Source organism: Pseudomonas sp. MCal1, assembly GCF_026341415.1.
Classification (GTDB): domain Bacteria; phylum Pseudomonadota; class Gammaproteobacteria; order Pseudomonadales; family Pseudomonadaceae; genus Aquipseudomonas.
In genome coordinates, this window is the sequence record NZ_JAKUMP010000002.1 from 560,275 (window position 1) to 576,942 (window position 16,668).

General features: G+C 61.0%; 18 protein-coding genes. 8 read left to right on the forward strand and 10 right to left on the reverse strand.

The features are described from left to right. Position 1: 1 nt before the first annotated feature. Positions 2-940 (reverse strand): aspartyl/asparaginyl beta-hydroxylase domain-containing protein, encoded by a 939-nt coding sequence (locus MKZ87_RS05795; protein WP_085700631.1) that lies wholly within the window; start codon positions 938-940, stop codon positions 2-4. 187 nt (positions 941-1,127) lie between these two features. Beyond that, the gene (gene cysK / locus MKZ87_RS05800; RefSeq protein ID WP_085703805.1) at positions 1,128-2,102 is read right to left on the reverse strand and encodes a cysteine synthase A; all 975 of its coding nucleotides are present in this window, start codon (positions 2,100-2,102) and stop codon (positions 1,128-1,130) included. A 128-nt stretch (positions 2,103-2,230) separates the two neighbouring features. Here cysK and MKZ87_RS05805 point away from each other — a divergent pair, with 128 nt between their 5' ends. The 3 genes from MKZ87_RS05805 to MKZ87_RS05815 all read left to right on the forward strand — a co-directional run bounded on the left by MKZ87_RS05805 (position 2,231) and on the right by MKZ87_RS05815 (position 5,520). Beyond that, entirely contained in the window at positions 2,231-3,307 is a 1,077-nt protein-coding gene (locus tag MKZ87_RS05805; protein WP_085703806.1) for a DUF748 domain-containing protein, read from the forward strand. A gap of 176 nt (positions 3,308-3,483) precedes the next feature. Beyond that, positions 3,484-4,329 carry an AAA family ATPase gene (locus MKZ87_RS05810; RefSeq protein WP_007911294.1) on the forward strand — a complete coding sequence of 282 codons (846 nt, stop codon included), beginning with the start codon at positions 3,484-3,486 and terminating at the stop codon, positions 4,327-4,329. A 12-nt stretch (positions 4,330-4,341) separates the two neighbouring features. Beyond that, complete coding sequence (locus MKZ87_RS05815) at positions 4,342-5,520, forward strand: vWA domain-containing protein (protein WP_007956512.1); 1,179 nt, start codon at positions 4,342-4,344, stop codon at positions 5,518-5,520. Between the two features lie 129 nt (positions 5,521-5,649). Here MKZ87_RS05815 and MKZ87_RS05820 read toward each other — a convergent pair whose 3' ends face one another. From MKZ87_RS05820 to MKZ87_RS05835, 4 genes are all read right to left on the reverse strand, one after another. Beyond that, the gene (locus MKZ87_RS05820) at positions 5,650-6,573 is read right to left on the reverse strand and encodes a biotin-dependent carboxyltransferase family protein (protein ID WP_266200395.1); all 924 of its coding nucleotides are present in this window, start codon (positions 6,571-6,573) and stop codon (positions 5,650-5,652) included. Further along, a complete protein-coding gene (locus MKZ87_RS05825; protein ID WP_266200396.1) occupies positions 6,570-7,274 on the reverse strand; it encodes a 5-oxoprolinase subunit B family protein in 705 nt (234 codons plus the stop codon). Before MKZ87_RS05825 ends, MKZ87_RS05820 begins: the two co-directional genes overlap by 4 nt. Next, the gene (locus MKZ87_RS05830; RefSeq protein ID WP_085605606.1) at positions 7,271-8,023 is read right to left on the reverse strand and encodes a 5-oxoprolinase subunit PxpA; all 753 of its coding nucleotides are present in this window, start codon (positions 8,021-8,023) and stop codon (positions 7,271-7,273) included. Before MKZ87_RS05830 ends, MKZ87_RS05825 begins: the two co-directional genes overlap by 4 nt. 66 nt (positions 8,024-8,089) lie before the next feature. Then, a complete protein-coding gene (locus MKZ87_RS05835) occupies positions 8,090-9,376 on the reverse strand; it encodes an MFS transporter (protein ID WP_266200397.1) in 1,287 nt (428 codons plus the stop codon). Positions 9,377-9,522: 146 nt separating this feature from the next. On the opposite strand from MKZ87_RS05835, the gene MKZ87_RS05840 reads away from it, so the two are divergent. Further along, positions 9,523-10,434 (forward strand): LysR family transcriptional regulator, encoded by a 912-nt coding sequence (locus tag MKZ87_RS05840; RefSeq protein WP_266200398.1) that lies wholly within the window; start codon positions 9,523-9,525, stop codon positions 10,432-10,434. Positions 10,435-10,488: 54 nt separating this feature from the next. Here MKZ87_RS05840 and MKZ87_RS05845 read toward each other — a convergent pair whose 3' ends face one another. The 3 genes from MKZ87_RS05845 to MKZ87_RS05855 are packed head-to-tail and all read right to left on the reverse strand — an operon-like array spanning position 10,489 to position 12,337. Then, positions 10,489-11,031 carry a DUF2937 family protein gene (locus MKZ87_RS05845; RefSeq protein WP_007956487.1) on the reverse strand — a complete coding sequence of 181 codons (543 nt, stop codon included), beginning with the start codon at positions 11,029-11,031 and terminating at the stop codon, positions 10,489-10,491. A 12-nt stretch (positions 11,032-11,043) separates the two neighbouring features. Further along, positions 11,044-11,820 carry a class II glutamine amidotransferase gene (locus tag MKZ87_RS05850; RefSeq protein ID WP_266200399.1) on the reverse strand — a complete coding sequence of 259 codons (777 nt, stop codon included), beginning with the start codon at positions 11,818-11,820 and terminating at the stop codon, positions 11,044-11,046. Positions 11,821-11,836: 16 nt separating this feature from the next. Further along, positions 11,837-12,337 carry an MFS transporter gene (locus MKZ87_RS05855; RefSeq protein ID WP_085700623.1) on the reverse strand — a complete coding sequence of 167 codons (501 nt, stop codon included), beginning with the start codon at positions 12,335-12,337 and terminating at the stop codon, positions 11,837-11,839. 99 nt (positions 12,338-12,436) lie between these two features. On the opposite strand from MKZ87_RS05855, the gene MKZ87_RS05860 reads away from it, so the two are divergent. Together MKZ87_RS05860 and MKZ87_RS05865 are read left to right on the forward strand one after the other, a co-directional pair. Further along, positions 12,437-14,491: a S9 family peptidase gene (locus tag MKZ87_RS05860; protein WP_266200400.1), complete on the forward strand. Its 2,055-nt coding sequence runs from the start codon at positions 12,437-12,439 to the stop codon at positions 14,489-14,491. A gap of 139 nt (positions 14,492-14,630) precedes the next feature. Next, a complete protein-coding gene (locus MKZ87_RS05865) occupies positions 14,631-15,104 on the forward strand; it encodes a cyclic nucleotide-binding domain-containing protein (protein ID WP_007956482.1) in 474 nt (157 codons plus the stop codon). Here MKZ87_RS05865 and MKZ87_RS05870 read toward each other — a convergent pair. Further along, positions 15,101-15,385 carry a hypothetical protein gene (locus MKZ87_RS05870; protein ID WP_085700621.1) on the reverse strand — a complete coding sequence of 95 codons (285 nt, stop codon included), beginning with the start codon at positions 15,383-15,385 and terminating at the stop codon, positions 15,101-15,103. The genes MKZ87_RS05865 and MKZ87_RS05870 overlap by 4 nt on opposite strands. 79 nt (positions 15,386-15,464) lie before the next feature. Between MKZ87_RS05870 and MKZ87_RS05875 the strand changes: the two genes are divergently transcribed. Both MKZ87_RS05875 and MKZ87_RS05880 read left to right on the forward strand, forming a co-directional pair. Continuing rightward, positions 15,465-16,151, forward strand: a complete 687-nt coding sequence (locus MKZ87_RS05875) for a hypothetical protein (RefSeq protein WP_266200401.1) — start codon at positions 15,465-15,467, stop codon at positions 16,149-16,151. A 48-nt stretch (positions 16,152-16,199) separates the two neighbouring features. Next, positions 16,200-16,571 carry a YajD family HNH nuclease gene (locus MKZ87_RS05880; RefSeq protein WP_007944009.1) on the forward strand — a complete coding sequence of 124 codons (372 nt, stop codon included), beginning with the start codon at positions 16,200-16,202 and terminating at the stop codon, positions 16,569-16,571. The last annotated feature ends 97 nt before the right edge of the window (positions 16,572-16,668 follow it).

The window sequence follows — 16,668 nt, forward strand, 5'->3', positions numbered from 1 at the left end:
CTCAACCAAACAGCCAATACCCCAGCAACGTCAGCACCACCACCGCCAGCACCGGCCGCATCACGCGGTAGGCCTTTGGATTGCGGCGTTTCCACTGTTTGACCTTACCGCTGAACTTGTCGCTGAAGTTCTTGCTCCACGCGTAAGCCTGATTGATCCCGCCGACGCGCTCGTCGTCGAGGTTCTGCGGTGCCGTGGCACGGCCCAACCAGGCGCTGATGAAGCGGTTGATGCGGGTCATGAGACGATTGCTCAGCGGACGTTCGATGTCGCAGAACAGGATCACCCGGGTCTGTTCGGTTTCGTTCTTGACCCAGTGCACGTAGGTTTCATCGAACATCACGTCTTCACCGTCGCGCCAGGCGTAGACCTGACCGTCGACAAAAATCCGGCAATCGTCGGAGTTCGGCGTCGACAGGCCCAGATGATAACGCAGGGAACCGGCGAACGGATCGCGGTGCGGGTTCAAATGACTGCCCCCCGGCAACAACGCAAACATCGCGCCTTTGACGTTGGGGATGGCACTGACCAGCGCCACGGTTTTCGGGCACAGGGTTTCGGCCGATGGCAGCGGTTTGTCGTACCACTTGAGGTAGAAACGCTTCCAGCCCTTCTTGAAGAACGAACCAAAACCGGCATCGTTGTTCTTCTCGGCGGCGCGAATATAGCCCTCGTCGAACAGGTGCATGGCCTCGTCGCGAATGGTTTCCCAGTTATCGCGCAACACGTCCAGTTCCGGAAACTTGCTGCGATCCAGATACGGTTTGGATGGCACGCCCGAGAACAGGTACATCAAGGCGTTGTAGGGTGCGAACAGCGCCGAATGGTTGACGAACTGACGCAGCACCGGCAAACGCGCCTTGCCGCGCAAATGCACGTAGAGGATGCTGCCCACAAACAGCAGCAACACCGACACCTTGGCGGCTAACGAAAAGGTCATCAACAACTCCTTGAAATAAGACAACGCCACGCCATGTCATTTGCCCGAGATGGCGGCCGGCCATGATAAACACTACCGGCTCCGGGAAAAACCCGCCCGACCCAAGATTCAGTGTTAAGAATTGCGCAACAAAGCATTTCTTAACATAACAATCCTGAACCCTGGCTGACCTGAATCAACGCGCCACTTACTGCTGGTTTTCCTGATCGGTGAACAGATCACTGAACAACATGCTCGACAGATAGCGTTCACCGGAATCGGGCAGCACCACGACAATGGTCTTGCCCTGCATTTCCGGGGTTTCCGCCAGGCGCACCGCCACCGACATGGCCGCACCGCAGGAAATCCCGCACAGGATCCCCTCTTCCTGCATCAGGCGCAGGGCCATGGCCTTGGACTCGTCATCGGTCACCAGCTCGACCCGGTCAACCATCGACAGATCAAGGTTCTTCGGCACAAAGCCGGCACCGATGCCCTGAATCTTGTGTGGGCTCGGCTTGATTTCTTCGCCTGCCAGCGCCTGGGTGATCACCGGAGAAGACGCCGGTTCCACTGCCACCGACAGAATCGGTTTGCCCGCCGTATTCTTGATATACCGCGACACACCAGTAATGGTTCCGCCGGTACCGACGCCCGCCACCAGCACATCAACGGCGCCATCGGTGTCGTTCCAGATTTCCGGGCCGGTGGTTTTTTCGTGGATGGCCGGGTTGGCCGGGTTGTCGAACTGGGCCGGCATGAAATATTTGCCCGCATCGCTGGCAACGATCTCCGCGGCCTTTTCGATGGCACCCTTCATGCCCTTGGCGGGCTCGGTCAACACCAGCTCGGCGCCCAGCGCCTTGAGCACCTTGCGTCGCTCGATACTCATCGAGGCCGGCATGGTCAGCAGCAATTTGTAACCACGAGCGGCAGCCACGAAAGCCAGACCGATGCCGGTATTGCCGGAGGTCGGCTCGACGATGGTCATGCCCGGCTTGAGTTTGCCGCTGCTTTCGGCGTCCCAGATCATGTTGGCGCCGATCCGGCACTTGACCGAGTAGCCCGGGTTGCGACCTTCGATCTTGGCCAGAATGGTCACGCCACGGGGCGCGATGCGGTTGATCTGCACCAGCGGCGTGTTGCCGATGGAATGGGCGTTGTCAGCAAAAATACGGCTCATGGCTGGGTCCTTGTGCAGCGTTGAATTCAGCGCTCCAAGGTAAGCCTGTTGCCCTTCTCAGTCCAGTCGGGCCGAACGTCTGCGGCAAGCGGCAGTCAATCGCTTTACACCGTTCGGAATTTGCTGCCATGAAGCGTCGCTACCGTTGGCCATTGTGGATTTTCGCCACTCTCGTTGTATTACTGGTCGCCCTGCACATCGCCCTGCCCTACCTCGTGCGTGATTACTTGAATGACAAACTGGCCAACATGGGCGACTACCGCGGCCAGATCACCGACGTCGACCTGGCGCTCTGGCGCGGCGCGTACAAGATCAATGGCCTGAAAATCGTCAAGGCCGACGGCAAGGTACCGGTGCCATTCGTCGATGCGCCGGTTATCGACCTGTCTGTCAGTTGGCACTCGCTTTGGTATGACCATGCTGTCGTGGCGCAGGTGAAATTCTTCAAACCTCAGGTGAACTTCGTTGATGGCGGCGCCAACAAGCAGAGCTCCCAGACCGGTCAAGGCACCGACTGGCGCGAGCAGTTGAGCAAATTGCTGCCGATCACCCTCGACGAGGTGCAGATCAACGATGGCCGTATCAGCTTTCGCAACTTCAACTCCAAACCACCGGTAAACATGAATGCGACCAATGTCGATGCCAGCATTTACAACCTGACCAACGTGGTCGACAAGGAAGGCAAGCGTGACGCTAGCTTCGAAGGCAAAGCCCTGCTGTTGGGCCATGCGCCGCTGGAAACCAGCGCCACCTTCGACCCGTTGAGCAACTTCGAAGACTTCGAATTTCGCCTGCGGGCCCGGGACATCGAACTCAAGCGCATGAACGACTTCGCCTCGGCCTACGGCAAATTCGACTTCAACGCCGGCCACGGCGACGTGGTCATCGAAGCCGCCGCCACCAACGGCCAACTCAAGGGCTACATCAAACCGCTGCTGCGCGACGTCGACGTATTCAACTGGCAGCAGGATGTCGAGAACAAGAACAAGGGGATCTTCCGCTCGATCTGGGAAGCATTGGTCGGTGGCACCGAAACCGTGCTGAAAAACCAGGGCAAGAACCAGTTCGCCACCCGGGTCGAACTCAGCGGCAGCGTGCACCAGCAAGATATCAGCGCATTCGAAGCGTTTTTGCAGATTTTGCGCAATGGATTCATCCAGGCGTTCAATGCGCGGTATGAACGGCCGAAGCCGGATGCGGGTTAGCGCACTTGTTCAACTGGCCCTCGGCTGAAACCGAGTCAACATGTGACGCCCCATTCAGAGACTGAATAAGCCGTCTGCGTTCACAGTTGACCGGGCCGCGCGTTATAGTCGGGCATCCGATTATTTCGCCCCCGCCCTGCCCGTTCAGGTCGGCGTTACCGTTCGAGGATTAGCAGATGAAGTTCGAAGGCACCCAGGCCTACGTCGCCACCGATGACCTGAAGCTGGCGGTCAACGCCGCCATCACCCTGGAGCGGCCGCTGCTGGTCAAGGGCGAACCGGGCACCGGCAAGACCATGCTCGCCGAGCAACTGGCCGAATCGTTCGGCGCCAAGCTGATCACCTGGCACATCAAATCCACCACCAAGGCCCATCAGGGCTTGTACGAATACGATGCGGTCAGCCGTCTGCGCGACTCGCAGCTGGGCAATGAAAAAGTCCACGACGTGCGCAACTACCTGAAGAAGGGCAAGCTCTGGGAAGCGTTCGAGTCCGAAGAACGCGTCATTCTGCTGATCGACGAAATCGACAAGGCCGACATCGAGTTCCCCAACGACCTGCTGCAAGAACTCGACAAGATGGAGTTCTACGTTTACGAGATCGACGAGACCATCAAAGCCAAGAAGCGTCCGATCATCATCATTACCTCCAACAACGAGAAAGAGCTGCCGGACGCGTTCCTGCGCCGCTGCTTCTTCCACTACATCGCCTTCCCCGACCGCACCACCCTGCAGAAAATCGTCGATGTGCACTACCCGGACATCAAGAAGGATCTGGTCAGCGAAGCGCTGGACGTGTTCTTCGACGTGCGCAAGGTGCCGGGCCTGAAGAAGAAGCCATCGACCTCCGAGCTGGTGGACTGGCTGAAACTGCTGATGGCCGACAACATCGGCGAAGCCGTGCTGCGCGAGCGCGATCCGACCAAAGCCATCCCGCCGCTGGCCGGTGCGCTGGTAAAGAACGAACAGGACGTGCAACTGCTTGAGCGCCTGGCGTTCATGAGCCGTCGCGGCACCCGTTAAGAGGCTGACGCCATGTTGCTCAACCTGTTCAATGAAATGCGTGCAGCCAAGGTGCCGGTGTCGGTGCGCGAGTTGCTCGACCTGATCAACGCGCTGAAACAGCGCGTGACTTTCGCTGACATGGACGAGTTCTACTACTTGTCCCGGGCGATCCTGGTGAAGGACGAACGGCATTTCGACAAGTTCGACCGCGCGTTCGGTGCCTACTTCAATGGCCTGGAAAAGCTCGACGATCACTTGCAGGCGCTGATCCCCGAAGACTGGCTACGCAAGGAGTTCGAGCGCTCGCTGACCGACGAGGAACGCGCGCAGATCCAGTCCCTCGGCGGTCTGGACAAGCTGATCGAAGAGTTCAAGAAACGCCTGGAAGAACAGAAGGAGCGCCACGCCGGCGGCAACAAATGGATCGGCACCGGCGGCACCAGTCCGTTCGGCTCCGGCGGTTTCAACCCGGAAGGCATCCGGGTCGGCGATGCCGGCAAGCGCCAGGGCAAAGCGGTGAAAGTCTGGGATCAACGCGAGTACAAAAACCTCGACGACTCTGTGGAGCTGGGTACCCGCAACATCAAGGTCGCCCTGCGCCGCCTGCGCAAATTCGCTCGCCAGGGCGCAGCGGAAGAGCTGGATATCGACGGCACCATCGACCACACCGCCAAGGACGCCGGCCTGCTGAACATCCAGATGCGCCCGGAACGGCGCAACACGGTGAAGCTGTTGCTGCTGTTCGACATCGGCGGTTCGATGGACGCCCACGTGAAGATCTGCGAGGAACTGTTCTCGGCCTGCAAGACCGAGTTCAAGCACCTGGAGTATTTCTACTTCCACAACTTCATTTATGAATCGGTGTGGAAGAACAACATGCGCCGCACCTCCGAGCGCACGTCGACCCAGGATCTGCTGCACAAGTACGGTGCCGACTACAAAGTGATCTTCATCGGTGACGCCGCGATGGCACCCTATGAAATCACCCAGGCCGGCGGCAGCGTCGAGCACTGGAACGAAGAGCCGGGTTACGTGTGGATGCAGCGCTTCATGGAGAAGTACAAGAAGCTCATCTGGATCAATCCTTATCCGAAAGATACGTGGGGCTACACATCGTCGACCAATATCGTTCGGGACTTGATCGAGGATCAGATGTATCCGCTGACGTTGCGCGGTCTGGAAGAAGGGATGCGGTTTTTGTCCAAATAATCGGCTGCCTGCACTGACGCTATCGCGGGCAAGCCCGCTCCCACAGGTATCGGTGGTGTACATGAATTTCGTGTACATCTCGAACACTGTGGGAGCGGGCTTGCTTCGGGCGGCGTTCCGACGATGCTTTCAGCGGTCGATAAATCGCTTCAGATACTCGACGTGTTCCCGATGTGCCACTTCCTGCACCACCGGGCGCAATCTGACCATCGCTCCCGGCAGACACTGTGCCAGACGCGCCAGTGCCAACGGCGTCAACGCGCCCAGTCGCGGATAACCGCCAATGGTCTGCCGGTCATTGAGCAACACGATCGGCTGCCCATCCGGCGGCACCTGCACCGCGCCCAGCGGAATGCCCTCGGAAATCATCGGCTTGCCCTGATACCGCAACGCCGTCCCCAACAGGCGGATGCCCATGCGATCGGCACGACTGTCCAGCGTCCAGGCCCTGTTGAATGCATCGAACAGGCTCTGCCCGCTGAACTGACCGATCTGCGCGCCGAGTACCAGATCGAGCGGCGCGTCGAGGCGCAGGTCCGGTAGATGCTGTGCCGGAACCTCACGCATCAATAGGGTTTCGCCCTGATAACTCAGCGAGGCGCCCTTGGCCAATGGCAAGCCGAAACCATCGAGACCACCCAGCTCCTCACGGACCACCGTGGCACTGCTGCCCAGCACTTTCGGCGCACTGAACCCGCCGGGCGCCGCCAGATAGGCCCGCGCGCCCAGCAACGGCTGGGTGAACTTCAAGGTCTGCCCTTTGCGCAGTTTGAAACTGCGCCACGGCGCCAACGCCTCACCGTCGATCTGCGCGCCAAGATCGGCACCCGCCAATGCCAGCAGGCAATCTTCTTCAGCCACCACCGTAAAACCGCCGAGGGTGATTTCGATCACCGGCAAATCCAGCCCGTTGCCCAGCAGCCAGTTGGCCCAGGCCATCGACCGCCAGTCGGCCGCGCCGCCCTGGGTCACGCCCAGATGGCGCACGCCAAACCGCCCGGCGTCCTGTAACAGGCACAGCGGCGTACTCGCCTCAATTGTCAGTCGGCTCATGCCAAGGCCTCCAGAGGCGTGTCGTCACCGCCAAGACGGATGAATTCGGCGTGGCTCACTGCTTCGAAACGCACGGTATCGCCGGGCTGCATCAGGCTGTAGCCATCGCGCTCGCGGTCGAACAGTTTTGCCGGTGTGCGACCGATCAGGTTCCAGCCACCGGGGGACACCACCGGATACGCCGCTGTCTGCCGTTCGGCAATGCCGACGCTGCCGGCGGCGACTTTCTTGCGTGGGGTATTCAGACGCGGTGCCGCGAGGACTTCTTCCACCAGCCCCATAAAGGCAAACCCCGGTGCAAAACCGAGCGCGAACACCTGATATTCCCGAGCACTGTGACGGCGAATCACTTCTTCCACCGACAAACCGCTGCGTTGCGACAGCAAGCTCAGTTCCGGGCCGACACTCAGGTCGTACCAGACCGGCAGCATATGACACTGGCCGCCGGTGCGCGCATTCGGCGACAGGTCGATCAGCGCTTCGGCAATCAACTCCCGAGCCTGATTCGGATTCAATCCGGTCAGGTCGTAATGCACCATCAACGTGGTGTACGAGGGCACCAGATCGATCAGTTTTTCGCCGAACACTGTGCGTAAGCGCTCACTGGCGGCGAGCATCCACGGCATGTTGGTTTCGGCGATTTCATCGAACAGGCGCAGCATCAGGCAATCCAGCGCCACCACTTCCACCCGCGGATTCATGGCGCGCTCTGCTCGTTCAGGGCCTGACGAATGCGTTGCACGGCGGCCACTGAACTGGCGTTGTCACCGTGGACGCACAACGTGTTGGCTTGCAGGTGCAGCGCGCTGCCGTCGCTGGCGGTGAGGTTGTCGCCACGGGCGATGGTCAGCGCTTGCCCGATGATGGTTTCGGAATCGTGGTGCACCGCACCCGGCAGCTGCCGCGAGACCAGTCGGCCGGCGCTGTCGTAGGCGCGGTCGGCGAAGGCTTCGAACCACAGGGTCACGCCGTATTCATCGCCGAGCTGTTGCGCGGCCGTGTTGTCGCGGGTGGCCATCAGCATCAGCGGCAAGCTGCGGTCGTAAGCCGCGACAGCCTGAATCACCGCTCGCAACTGCGCCGGGTTGGCCATCATGTCGTTGTACATCGCGCCGTGGGGTTTGACGTAACTGACTTTGCCACCCTGAGCGCGGCAAATGCCGTCCAGGGCCCCGATCTGGTAATGCAGGATGTCTTGCAGTTCCTGGGCGGTGTAGGCCATGGAACGTCGGCCGAACCCCACCAGATCCTGATAGGCCGGATGCGCGCCGATCTGCACGCCATGGCTCAGGGCCAGGCTGACGGTCTTGCGCATGATGCCCGGATCGCCGGCGTGGAAACCGCAGGCAATGTTGGCGCAATCGATGAAGGGCATGACCTCCGCGTCCAGACCCATGGTCCAGCTGCCGAAGCTCTCGCCGATGTCACAGTTCAATAGCAGGCGGCTCACGGTGAACACTCCTGTAGTTCTTTTCTTTTTTTGCCGTGGGACAGACAGTGCCCCGCAGGTTATCAGTTACTGCGCGTCCAGTTGTTTGCCACGGGTTTCCGGCAGGCTCAACGCCGCGAGAATCACCACGCCGTAGGACACTGCCGCGAAGGCACCGATGCCTACACTCAGCGGTACTTTCTGGCTGAGCAGCCCGATCAGCAGCGGAAACAACGCCGCCAGCGCCCGGCCGATGTTGTAGCAGAAGCCCTGCCCCGACCCGCGAATCCGGGTCGGAAACAGCTCGGTTAGAAACGCGCCCATGCCACTGAAAATCCCCGAAGCAAAGAAGCCCAGCGGGAAGCCCAGCCACAACATCACGCCGTTGCTGACCGGCAATTGGGTATAGAGCAGAACGATGGTGAACGAGCCGACCGCGAACAGGATGAAGTTCTTCTTGCGCCCCAACAGGTCGGTCAAATAGGCGCTGATCACATAGCCGGCGTAGGAACCGATGATCACCATCGCCAGATAACCGCCGGTGCCGAGTACGCTTAAGCCGCGTTCATTCTTCAGAAAAGTCGGCAGCCAGGAAGTGATTGCGTAGTAACCGCCGAGGGCGCCGGTGGTCAGCAGCGAGGCGCGGATCGTGGTGAAGAGCATGCCGGGGGCGAAGATCTCGTAGAACTTCGAAGGGCTTTCCGGGGTTTGTCTGGCCTTGGCTTCGCGGTAGATCTCCGGATCTTTCACCAGACGCCGGACGAAAATCACGAACACCGCCGGCACAATGCCAAGGATGAACAGTGCGCGCCAGGCGTCTTCCGGCGGCAACACCGAGAACAGCAGCGCATACAGAATCGCCGTCAGCCCCCAACCCAGCGCCCAGCCGGATTGCACCATACCGACCGCTTTACCACGATCCTTGGCGCGGATCACTTCACCGATCAGCACCGCGCCGGCGGTCCATTCGCCGCCGAAACCGAAGCCCATCAGGGTGCGGGCGATCAGCAGTTGTTCGTAGTTCTGGGCGAAACCGCAGAGGAAAGTGAAAAAGGCGAACCACAGCACCGTCAGTTGCAGGGTGCGCACGCGGCCGATGCGGTCGGAGAGAATCCCCGCCACCCAACCGCCGATGGCCGAGGCGATCAGCGTGCTGGTGTGAATCAACCCGGCCTCACCGGTGGTGATGCCCCACATCGCGATCAGGGTCGGCACCACGAAGCTGAGCATCTGGGTGTCCATGCCGTCCAGACCGTAGCCGATCTTGCAGCTCCAGAACGTCCGGCGCTCCTGCTGATTGATGTTGCGATACCAGTCGAACGGGCCGGGACGGGCCGTGGTCTTGGGGAGGTCGAGGGTGTCGGGCGCACTCATGGCATGTCTCCGCAGGCTTTTATTGGTCTTGTTCGAAGCTCCGACGACGCCTATCGTGGGAACCGGATGCGTCGATTCTTGGGTGCGTCACCCGGTCGCGTCCAACGAATAAAAACCCGCCCAAGACATAAGAAAAATTTGTTGCCATGAACCTGAAGTTTCTCGAAACCTTCGTCTGGGTCGCCCGGCTGAAAAGTTTTCGCCTGACCGCCGACAAGCTGTTCACCACTCAGGCCTCGATCTCGAGCCGGATCGCGGTGCTCGAAGGCGAGCTCGGGGTGAAGCTGTTTGTGCGTGATTCACGCGGCGTCAGCCTGACGCCCGAAGGTTTGAAAGTGCTCGACTATGCCGAGCAGATGCTCGACACGATGCAGGCGCTGAAGCAGTCGATCGAGACCCGATCGAGCAAGGTCGGCCGGGTGCGCATCGGCGTGATGGACACGGTCATTCACACCTGGCTCAGCCCGCTGGTGGCGCAGATGACCGATCTGTACCCACGGGTGGAAATCGAGCTGGTGGCGGATACCTCGCTGAACCTCTGCGATCAGCTGCAAAAAGGCTTTCTCGATCTGATCCTGCAAACCGATCTGGTGCGCCATGAAAGCGTGCGCAGCCTGGAACTGGCCAGCCACCCCATCGGCTGGATCGTGGCCAGTAACTCGATCTACAACCGCGACTACCAAAGCCTCGCCGACCTGGCGCAGGAGCGGATCATCACCTACTCGAAAAACTCCCGGCCACATCAGGACATTCTGGCGCTGATGCAAGCCCAGGGCGTGTTGGCGCCAAGGTTGAACTGTGTGAATTCGGTGTCGGCGATCACCCGGCTGTTACGCGACGGGTTCGGCATTGGCGCATTGCCGCCGGTGCTGGTGGCCGAGGAGCTAGCGCGGGGCGAACTGACCCTGCTCGACATCGAACAGCGCCCGCCGAATCTGCAGGTGGTGGTGTCGTGGCGGGTGGGCGTGGAATGGGTCGAGGAGATTGTGACGCTGTGTCAGCAGGTGTTGGGGGGGTACGCGCGCAAGGTCGGCACGGATTACATCGTTCTGAGTTGATCGTTCCCACGCGGACGTTTCGACGCCTCGACGCGGGAACGATCTTCATAAGGCTCAGAGCCCGCGCACATCCCGGTCTTCGATCGGCCGGCTCTGGCGCAGGCGCTTGCCGCCCAGCACCACCCAGTCGATCAGACGAAACAGGCATTCAAGGCCGAACGACAGCAGCAACGCGCCGCTCATGCCCCAGATCATCGCTTCCGGCGTCAGCAGGATCTGGTAGCTATAGCCGTTCCAGGTTTCCTTGCGGATGTCCGGGTCGGCGGCCAGCACCACTTGCAGGAAGCGGATGTACCACGGGCCTTGCATCGCCTGGAATTGCTTGTCCAGCGCCAGCTGGCGATTGAGCAAAGTGCTCAGGCTGTCGGCATCGCTGCGAAACACCGGGTCTTCGCTGGCGCGATAGTGAGCGACCAGCGCCTGGATATCACCCTTGAAAAACTGCTCGGCGGTGCCCTGGAAACCGCGCAGACCGGTCTGCGCCTCGATCAGGTGCGCTTCGACCCGCTTGGCGTAATCGTTGATGAAGCCGGGCACCTGGACACCGATCAACAGGCCCGCCGCAAACAACACCAGCCGTAGATAACTGAGCAACATTCGGGGAAATCCTTATTCGGTCGTGCCCTGGCTGACGCATTCGCCGCGTCGCCACAGGCTCCATTGGCCCGGCTCATAGCGGGTCCAGGTTTCGTTTTCGGTCAAGGGTTCGGTGGCAATCACCGTGACCACGTCGTTGGGCGTGGTTTCGGCCTGGAAGTCGACAATCACATCGACGTCCTTGAGCCGCGCCGGGCCGAACGGTGCGCGACGGGTGATCTGTGCCAGTTTGGTCGAGCAATAGCAGAACAGCCAGTCGCCGTCGCTGAGCAGGCAGTTGAACACGCCTTTACTGCGGTACTCGGCGCAGGCCGCGACCAGATCCGGCAGCAGCGCTTCGATATCGACCGGTTCCGGAAACGCTGCACGTACGCGGTTGAGCAAATCGCAGAACGCCGCTTCACTGTCGGTATCGCCGACCGGGCGGTAGAAACTCTTGATCGGGGAGAAATCGGCGAGCTGGCCGTTGTGCGCGAAGCACCAGTTGCGCCCCCACAGTTCGCGGACGAACGGGTGGGTGTTGGACAGGCAGACCTTGCCGACGTTGGCCTGACGGATATGACCGATGACCACTTCGCTCTTGATCGGATAGCGCTGCACCAGATTGGCCACTTCCGATTCGCTGCTGGCCGCCGGGTCCTGGAACAGGCGCAAGCCGCGCCCTTCATAGAAACCGATACCCCAGCCATCGCGATGCGGACCGGTGCGACCACCGCGCTGCATCAGCCCGGTGAAGCTGAACACGATGTCGGTCGGCACGTTGGCACTCATGCCCAGTAATTCACACATGTGCGGACTCTCGTGATTACAGACGCGGCTCGACGCGCCGACGCTGCGGATTGCTCGGCAGCGGTGGGCGGCCATAACGATCATCGCCGGCGCCGCCGAACGGTTGATCGCCGTCACGCTCATCTTCGGCACGGGCGGCTGCGCGAGCGGCTTCGGCCTGCTCCTTGCGAGCGTTCGAAGCGCGCTCGATCGGGAAGCGGATCAGCACGAAAATCAGGTACAGGCCGAACGCGATCATGGCGTACATGAGCAGTTCGGAAATCGCGCGCCAGGCGTTGTTGCCGACCTTGAACGCCAGATCCAGCACGGTGATGGCGATGGCCGGGGCGAATTTTTCCTTTACCGGGTCAATGATGGTCGGGCTGAACAGCAACACCGCCATCAATACACGCAGCGGCTCGCGCAACCAGCGCCACATCCAGCGGGTCATGCGCATCCACACCAGCAGGCAGCCCACGGCGGCAAAGGCGTAAAGGCCCCAGGCGATCAGATAGTCGTTCTCGGTCATGGTGTCCATGGCAAGGCAGGCAAAGAGGCGCTTATAGTAACGACTTTTCGCACGTCAGGCTTCCCCGCCGTCCGTGCGGCCCTTATTTGTCATGTCCGAGAGCTTTCCATGCCCGTATCCGCCAACGTCATCAGCGCCCCGATTGCCCACAAGGCTGCCGGTCACGACCCGTACGCCTGGCTGCAGGAACGCGACACCGACGCGGTGCTCGACTACCTCAAGGCTGAAAACGACTATCAACAGGCGCAGACCGCCGATCAGGCAGAGTTGCGCGAAACCCTGTTCGAGGAGATCAAGGGCCGGATCCTCGAAACCGACCTGTCCCTGCCGTCGCCATGGGGCCCGTATCTGTATTACACCCGCACCACTGCAGGTGACGAATACGCCCGTCACTACCGTTGCCCACGCCCGGCCGACGACAGCCTGACCCTCGACGAAAGCCGCGAACAGCTGCTGCTCGACCCGAACGCACTGGCCAACGGCGGCTTTTTCTCCCTCGGCGCGTTCAGCATCAGCCCGGATCACCAGCGCCTGGCCTACAGCGTCGATGCCTCGGGCGACGAGATTTACACGCTGTTCGTGAAGGAATTATCCAGCGAACGCGTCAGCGAACTGGAATTCCAGGACTGCGACGGCAGCATGACGTGGGCCAATGACAGCCTGACACTGTTTTTCGGTGTGCTCGACGATACCCATCGCCCGCACAAGCTGTTCCGCTATCGCCTCGACGGTACTGCGGCCGAAGAGGTGTTCCACGAACCGGACGGGCGCTTCTTCCTGCATTGCTACCGCGCCAGCTCCGAACAGCAATTGCTGCTGTCGCTTGGCAGCAAGACCACCAGCGAAGTCTGGGCGCTGGACGCCAATCAGCCGCACCAACCGTTCACTTGCCTGGCGCCACGGGTCGAGGATCACGAGTACGACGTCGACCACGGCAAACTCGATGGCGAATGGACCTGGTTCATCCGCACCAACCGCGACGGCATCAACTTCGCCCTGTATCAGGCGCCGGACACCGGCATCGCACCGAGCGAAGCCGACTGGCAGAACCTGATCCCGCACAGCGATTCGGTGATGCTCGATGGCGTGACCCTCAACGCCGAAGCCCTGACCCTGAGCCTGCGCGAAGGTGGTCTGCCGATCATCGAAGTTCGCCCACACGGTCTGGCGCCTTATCGCGTGCAATTGCCGGACGCGGCCTACAGTCTCTACGTGCAAAACAGCCTGGAGTTCGAAAGCGACCGCATTCGCCTGCGCTATGAAGCGCTGAACCGTCCGGCTCAGGTTCGGCAACTGATTCTCGCCACCGGCGAACAGACCGTGCTCAAGGAAACCCCGGTGCTCGGTCCGTTCGACGCCGACGCCTACGTCAGCCAACGCCTGTGGGCCACTGCGCCGGACGGCACCCAGGTGCCGATCAGTGTGGTGATGAAACGGGAAATGGTCGGCAAAGCAGTGCCGCTGTACCTGTACGGGTACGGCGCCTACGGTTCGAGCCTCGATCCGTGGTTCTCCCACGCTCGCCTGAGCCTGCTGGATCGCGGCATGGCATTCGCCATCGCCCACGTGCGTGGCGGCGGCGAACTGGGCGAGTCCTGGTACCGCGCCGGCAAGCAGGAGCACAAGCACAACACCTTCAGCGACTTCATTGCCTGCGCCGAATTCCTGATCCTCAACGGCATCACCACCGCACCACAACTGGCGATCAGCGGCGGCAGTGCCGGAGGACTGCTGATCGGCGCGGTGCTCAACCAGCGTCCGGATCTGTTCGGCGTGGCGATTGCCGAAGTGCCGTTCGTCGATGTGCTCAATACCATGCTCGACCCGGACCTGCCGTTGACCGTCACTGAATACGACGAGTGGGGCAATCCCGAAGAGCCGGAGGTCTACGAGCGGATCAAGGCTTACGCGCCATACGAAAACGTCACCGCCCAGGCTTATCCCGCGACACTGGTGATCGCCGGTTACAACGACAGCCGCGTGCAGTACTGGGAAGCCGCCAAGTGGGTCGCGAAGCTGCGCGCAACCAAGACCGATGACAATCTGCTGCTGCTCAAGACCGAACTTGGCGCCGGCCATGGCGGGATGAGCGGGCGTTATCAGGGATTACGTGACGTAGCGCTCGAATATGCATTTGTTTTCAAGGTTCTGGGCATTGCCTGAGGAACTCCGCCGGTCACTTGGGTCTTAATTCCAGACCCCGGCGGTCGATACACCACAGATCCCATTGTGGGAGCAAGCTCGCTCCCACAACGATCCGTGTAGTGCCTGCAACCTGTGAAAACAAAAAGATTGTGACGACATGTCAGAACCCACTCTACTGAACAACGAAATCCGCGACTGGCTGATGGACTGCGGCCTGTTCGATCAATTGCAACTGGCGGATTTCGCCGCCGCGTCGGGCTACTTCAGCATCAGCACCGTGGCTGAAGGTGAAGCGATCTTTCGCGAAGGCGATGCCGGCAGTTTCATGTGCATCATCCACACCGGCCAGGTGGCCGTGCAGAAAACCGGCGGCGACGGCCAGGTCGTGACCATGGCTACCCTGCGCAGCGGCCGGGCGTTCGGCGAAATGGCCGTGCTCGACGGTGAGCGCCGTTCGGCGACTTGCGTCGCGGCGAGCAACTGTCAGTTGCTCAATCTCGGCAAGGATTCGCTGGAAAAAATGCTCAACGACGCGCCGAAGATTGCCGCCAAGATCATCCGCGCCCTCGCCGTTTCCCTGTCCAAACGCCTGCGCATGGCCGACGGACAACTCGCCGCCCAGCAGATCTAGCCTCCCGGGGATTTGGGTTTGCTGTCGGTCTGTTCCAGGCCCGGCAATGGCTGATCCTTGGTCGGCGGGCTGGGCATTTCGATCGGCACCAGCGGCGGGCCGCCACTGCCGGGGCCGGCCTTGGGAATCGGCACCGGGCTGATCTGCGGATACGGGGTTGGCGTCGCAGTACCGGGCGAGCCCGGTTGCGGTGTCGGGCTGACGGGAATCGTCTGTTGCGCCTGTACGGCAGTTATCGAGAGCGCGGCCAGGGTAATGGCCGTTAGAATGGTGCGCTTCATCAAGGGCTCCGTTGGCCTGAAGTCTGCCTTCAGGCTACTCCCAACGCGCCGGCTTGCCTTCCCCCCTGTAGAGATTTCCATGAAACGTTTCGTTCTGCTCGACACCACGCCGATCCCTGACAACGGCGGTGCCCTGTGCCTGTTCGAGTATGGCGAGGACTTCGTCATCAAGATCCAGGGCGGCGACGGCGGCCCATTGATGAACACCCGCATGCACGGTTCCGAAGACGCGCTGGCCGAGATCCCGTGCCGCAAGGTCGCTGGTCGGCCGAACTCGCGGGTGCTGATCGGCGGCCTGGGCATGGGCTTCACCCTCGCCTGCGCACTCAAGCATCTGGGCAAGAGCGCCGAAGTGGTGGTCGCCGAGCTGGTGCCTGGCGTGGTCGAGTGGAACCGTGGCCCGCTCGGAGAAAAGTCCGGACGTCCGCTGCTCGATCCGCGCACGGTGATTCGTCAGGAAGACGTGGCCAAGGTGCTGCAAAGCGAGCCGAATGGCTTCGACGCGATCATGCTCGACGTCGACAACGGCCCCGAAGGCCTGACCCAGAAGGCCAACAGTTGGCTGTATTCCGCCGCCGGTCTTGCCGCTTGCGCCAAGGCGATGCGGCCCAAAGGCGTGCTCGCGGTGTGGTCGGCCAGCGCTGACCGGCAGTTTTCCGACAAATTGCGCAAGGCCGGTTTCAAGGCCGAGGAAGTGCAGGTCTTTGCCCACGGCAACAAAGGCACGCGCCACACGATCTGGATTGCCGAGAAGCTCAAGGGCTGAGCTAAACTTGCCTCATAACCGTCATTAGTCTTCTGCAAAGGTGAACCCATGAGTTCGTCCACCCCGACCAACACTTCGAAGCTGGATCGCATCCTTGCCGACAACCAGCGCGACAAGGAAATGGGCTACCGCGACAAGGCCCTGAAGATGTACCCGCACGTGTGTGGCCGCTGCGCCCGTGAGTTTTCCGGCAAGCGCCTGAGCGAATTGACCGTGCACCACCGCGACCACAACCACGACAACAACCCGCAGGATGGTTCCAACTGGGAACTGCTGTGCCTGTACTGCCACGACAACGAACACTCGCGCTACACCGACCAGCAGTACTTCGGCGAAGGCTCGCTGAGCACGCCGAAAATCGCCAAGGCCACGCATAACCCGTTTGCGGCGCTGGCCGGGTTGATGAAAAAAGAAGACTGAGCCTGCCATGATCGTTCCCGCGCTCTGCGTGGGAATGCAGCCCGGGACGCTCCGCGTCCCAAAGCGGACGCAGAGCGTCCATTGAGGCATTCCCACG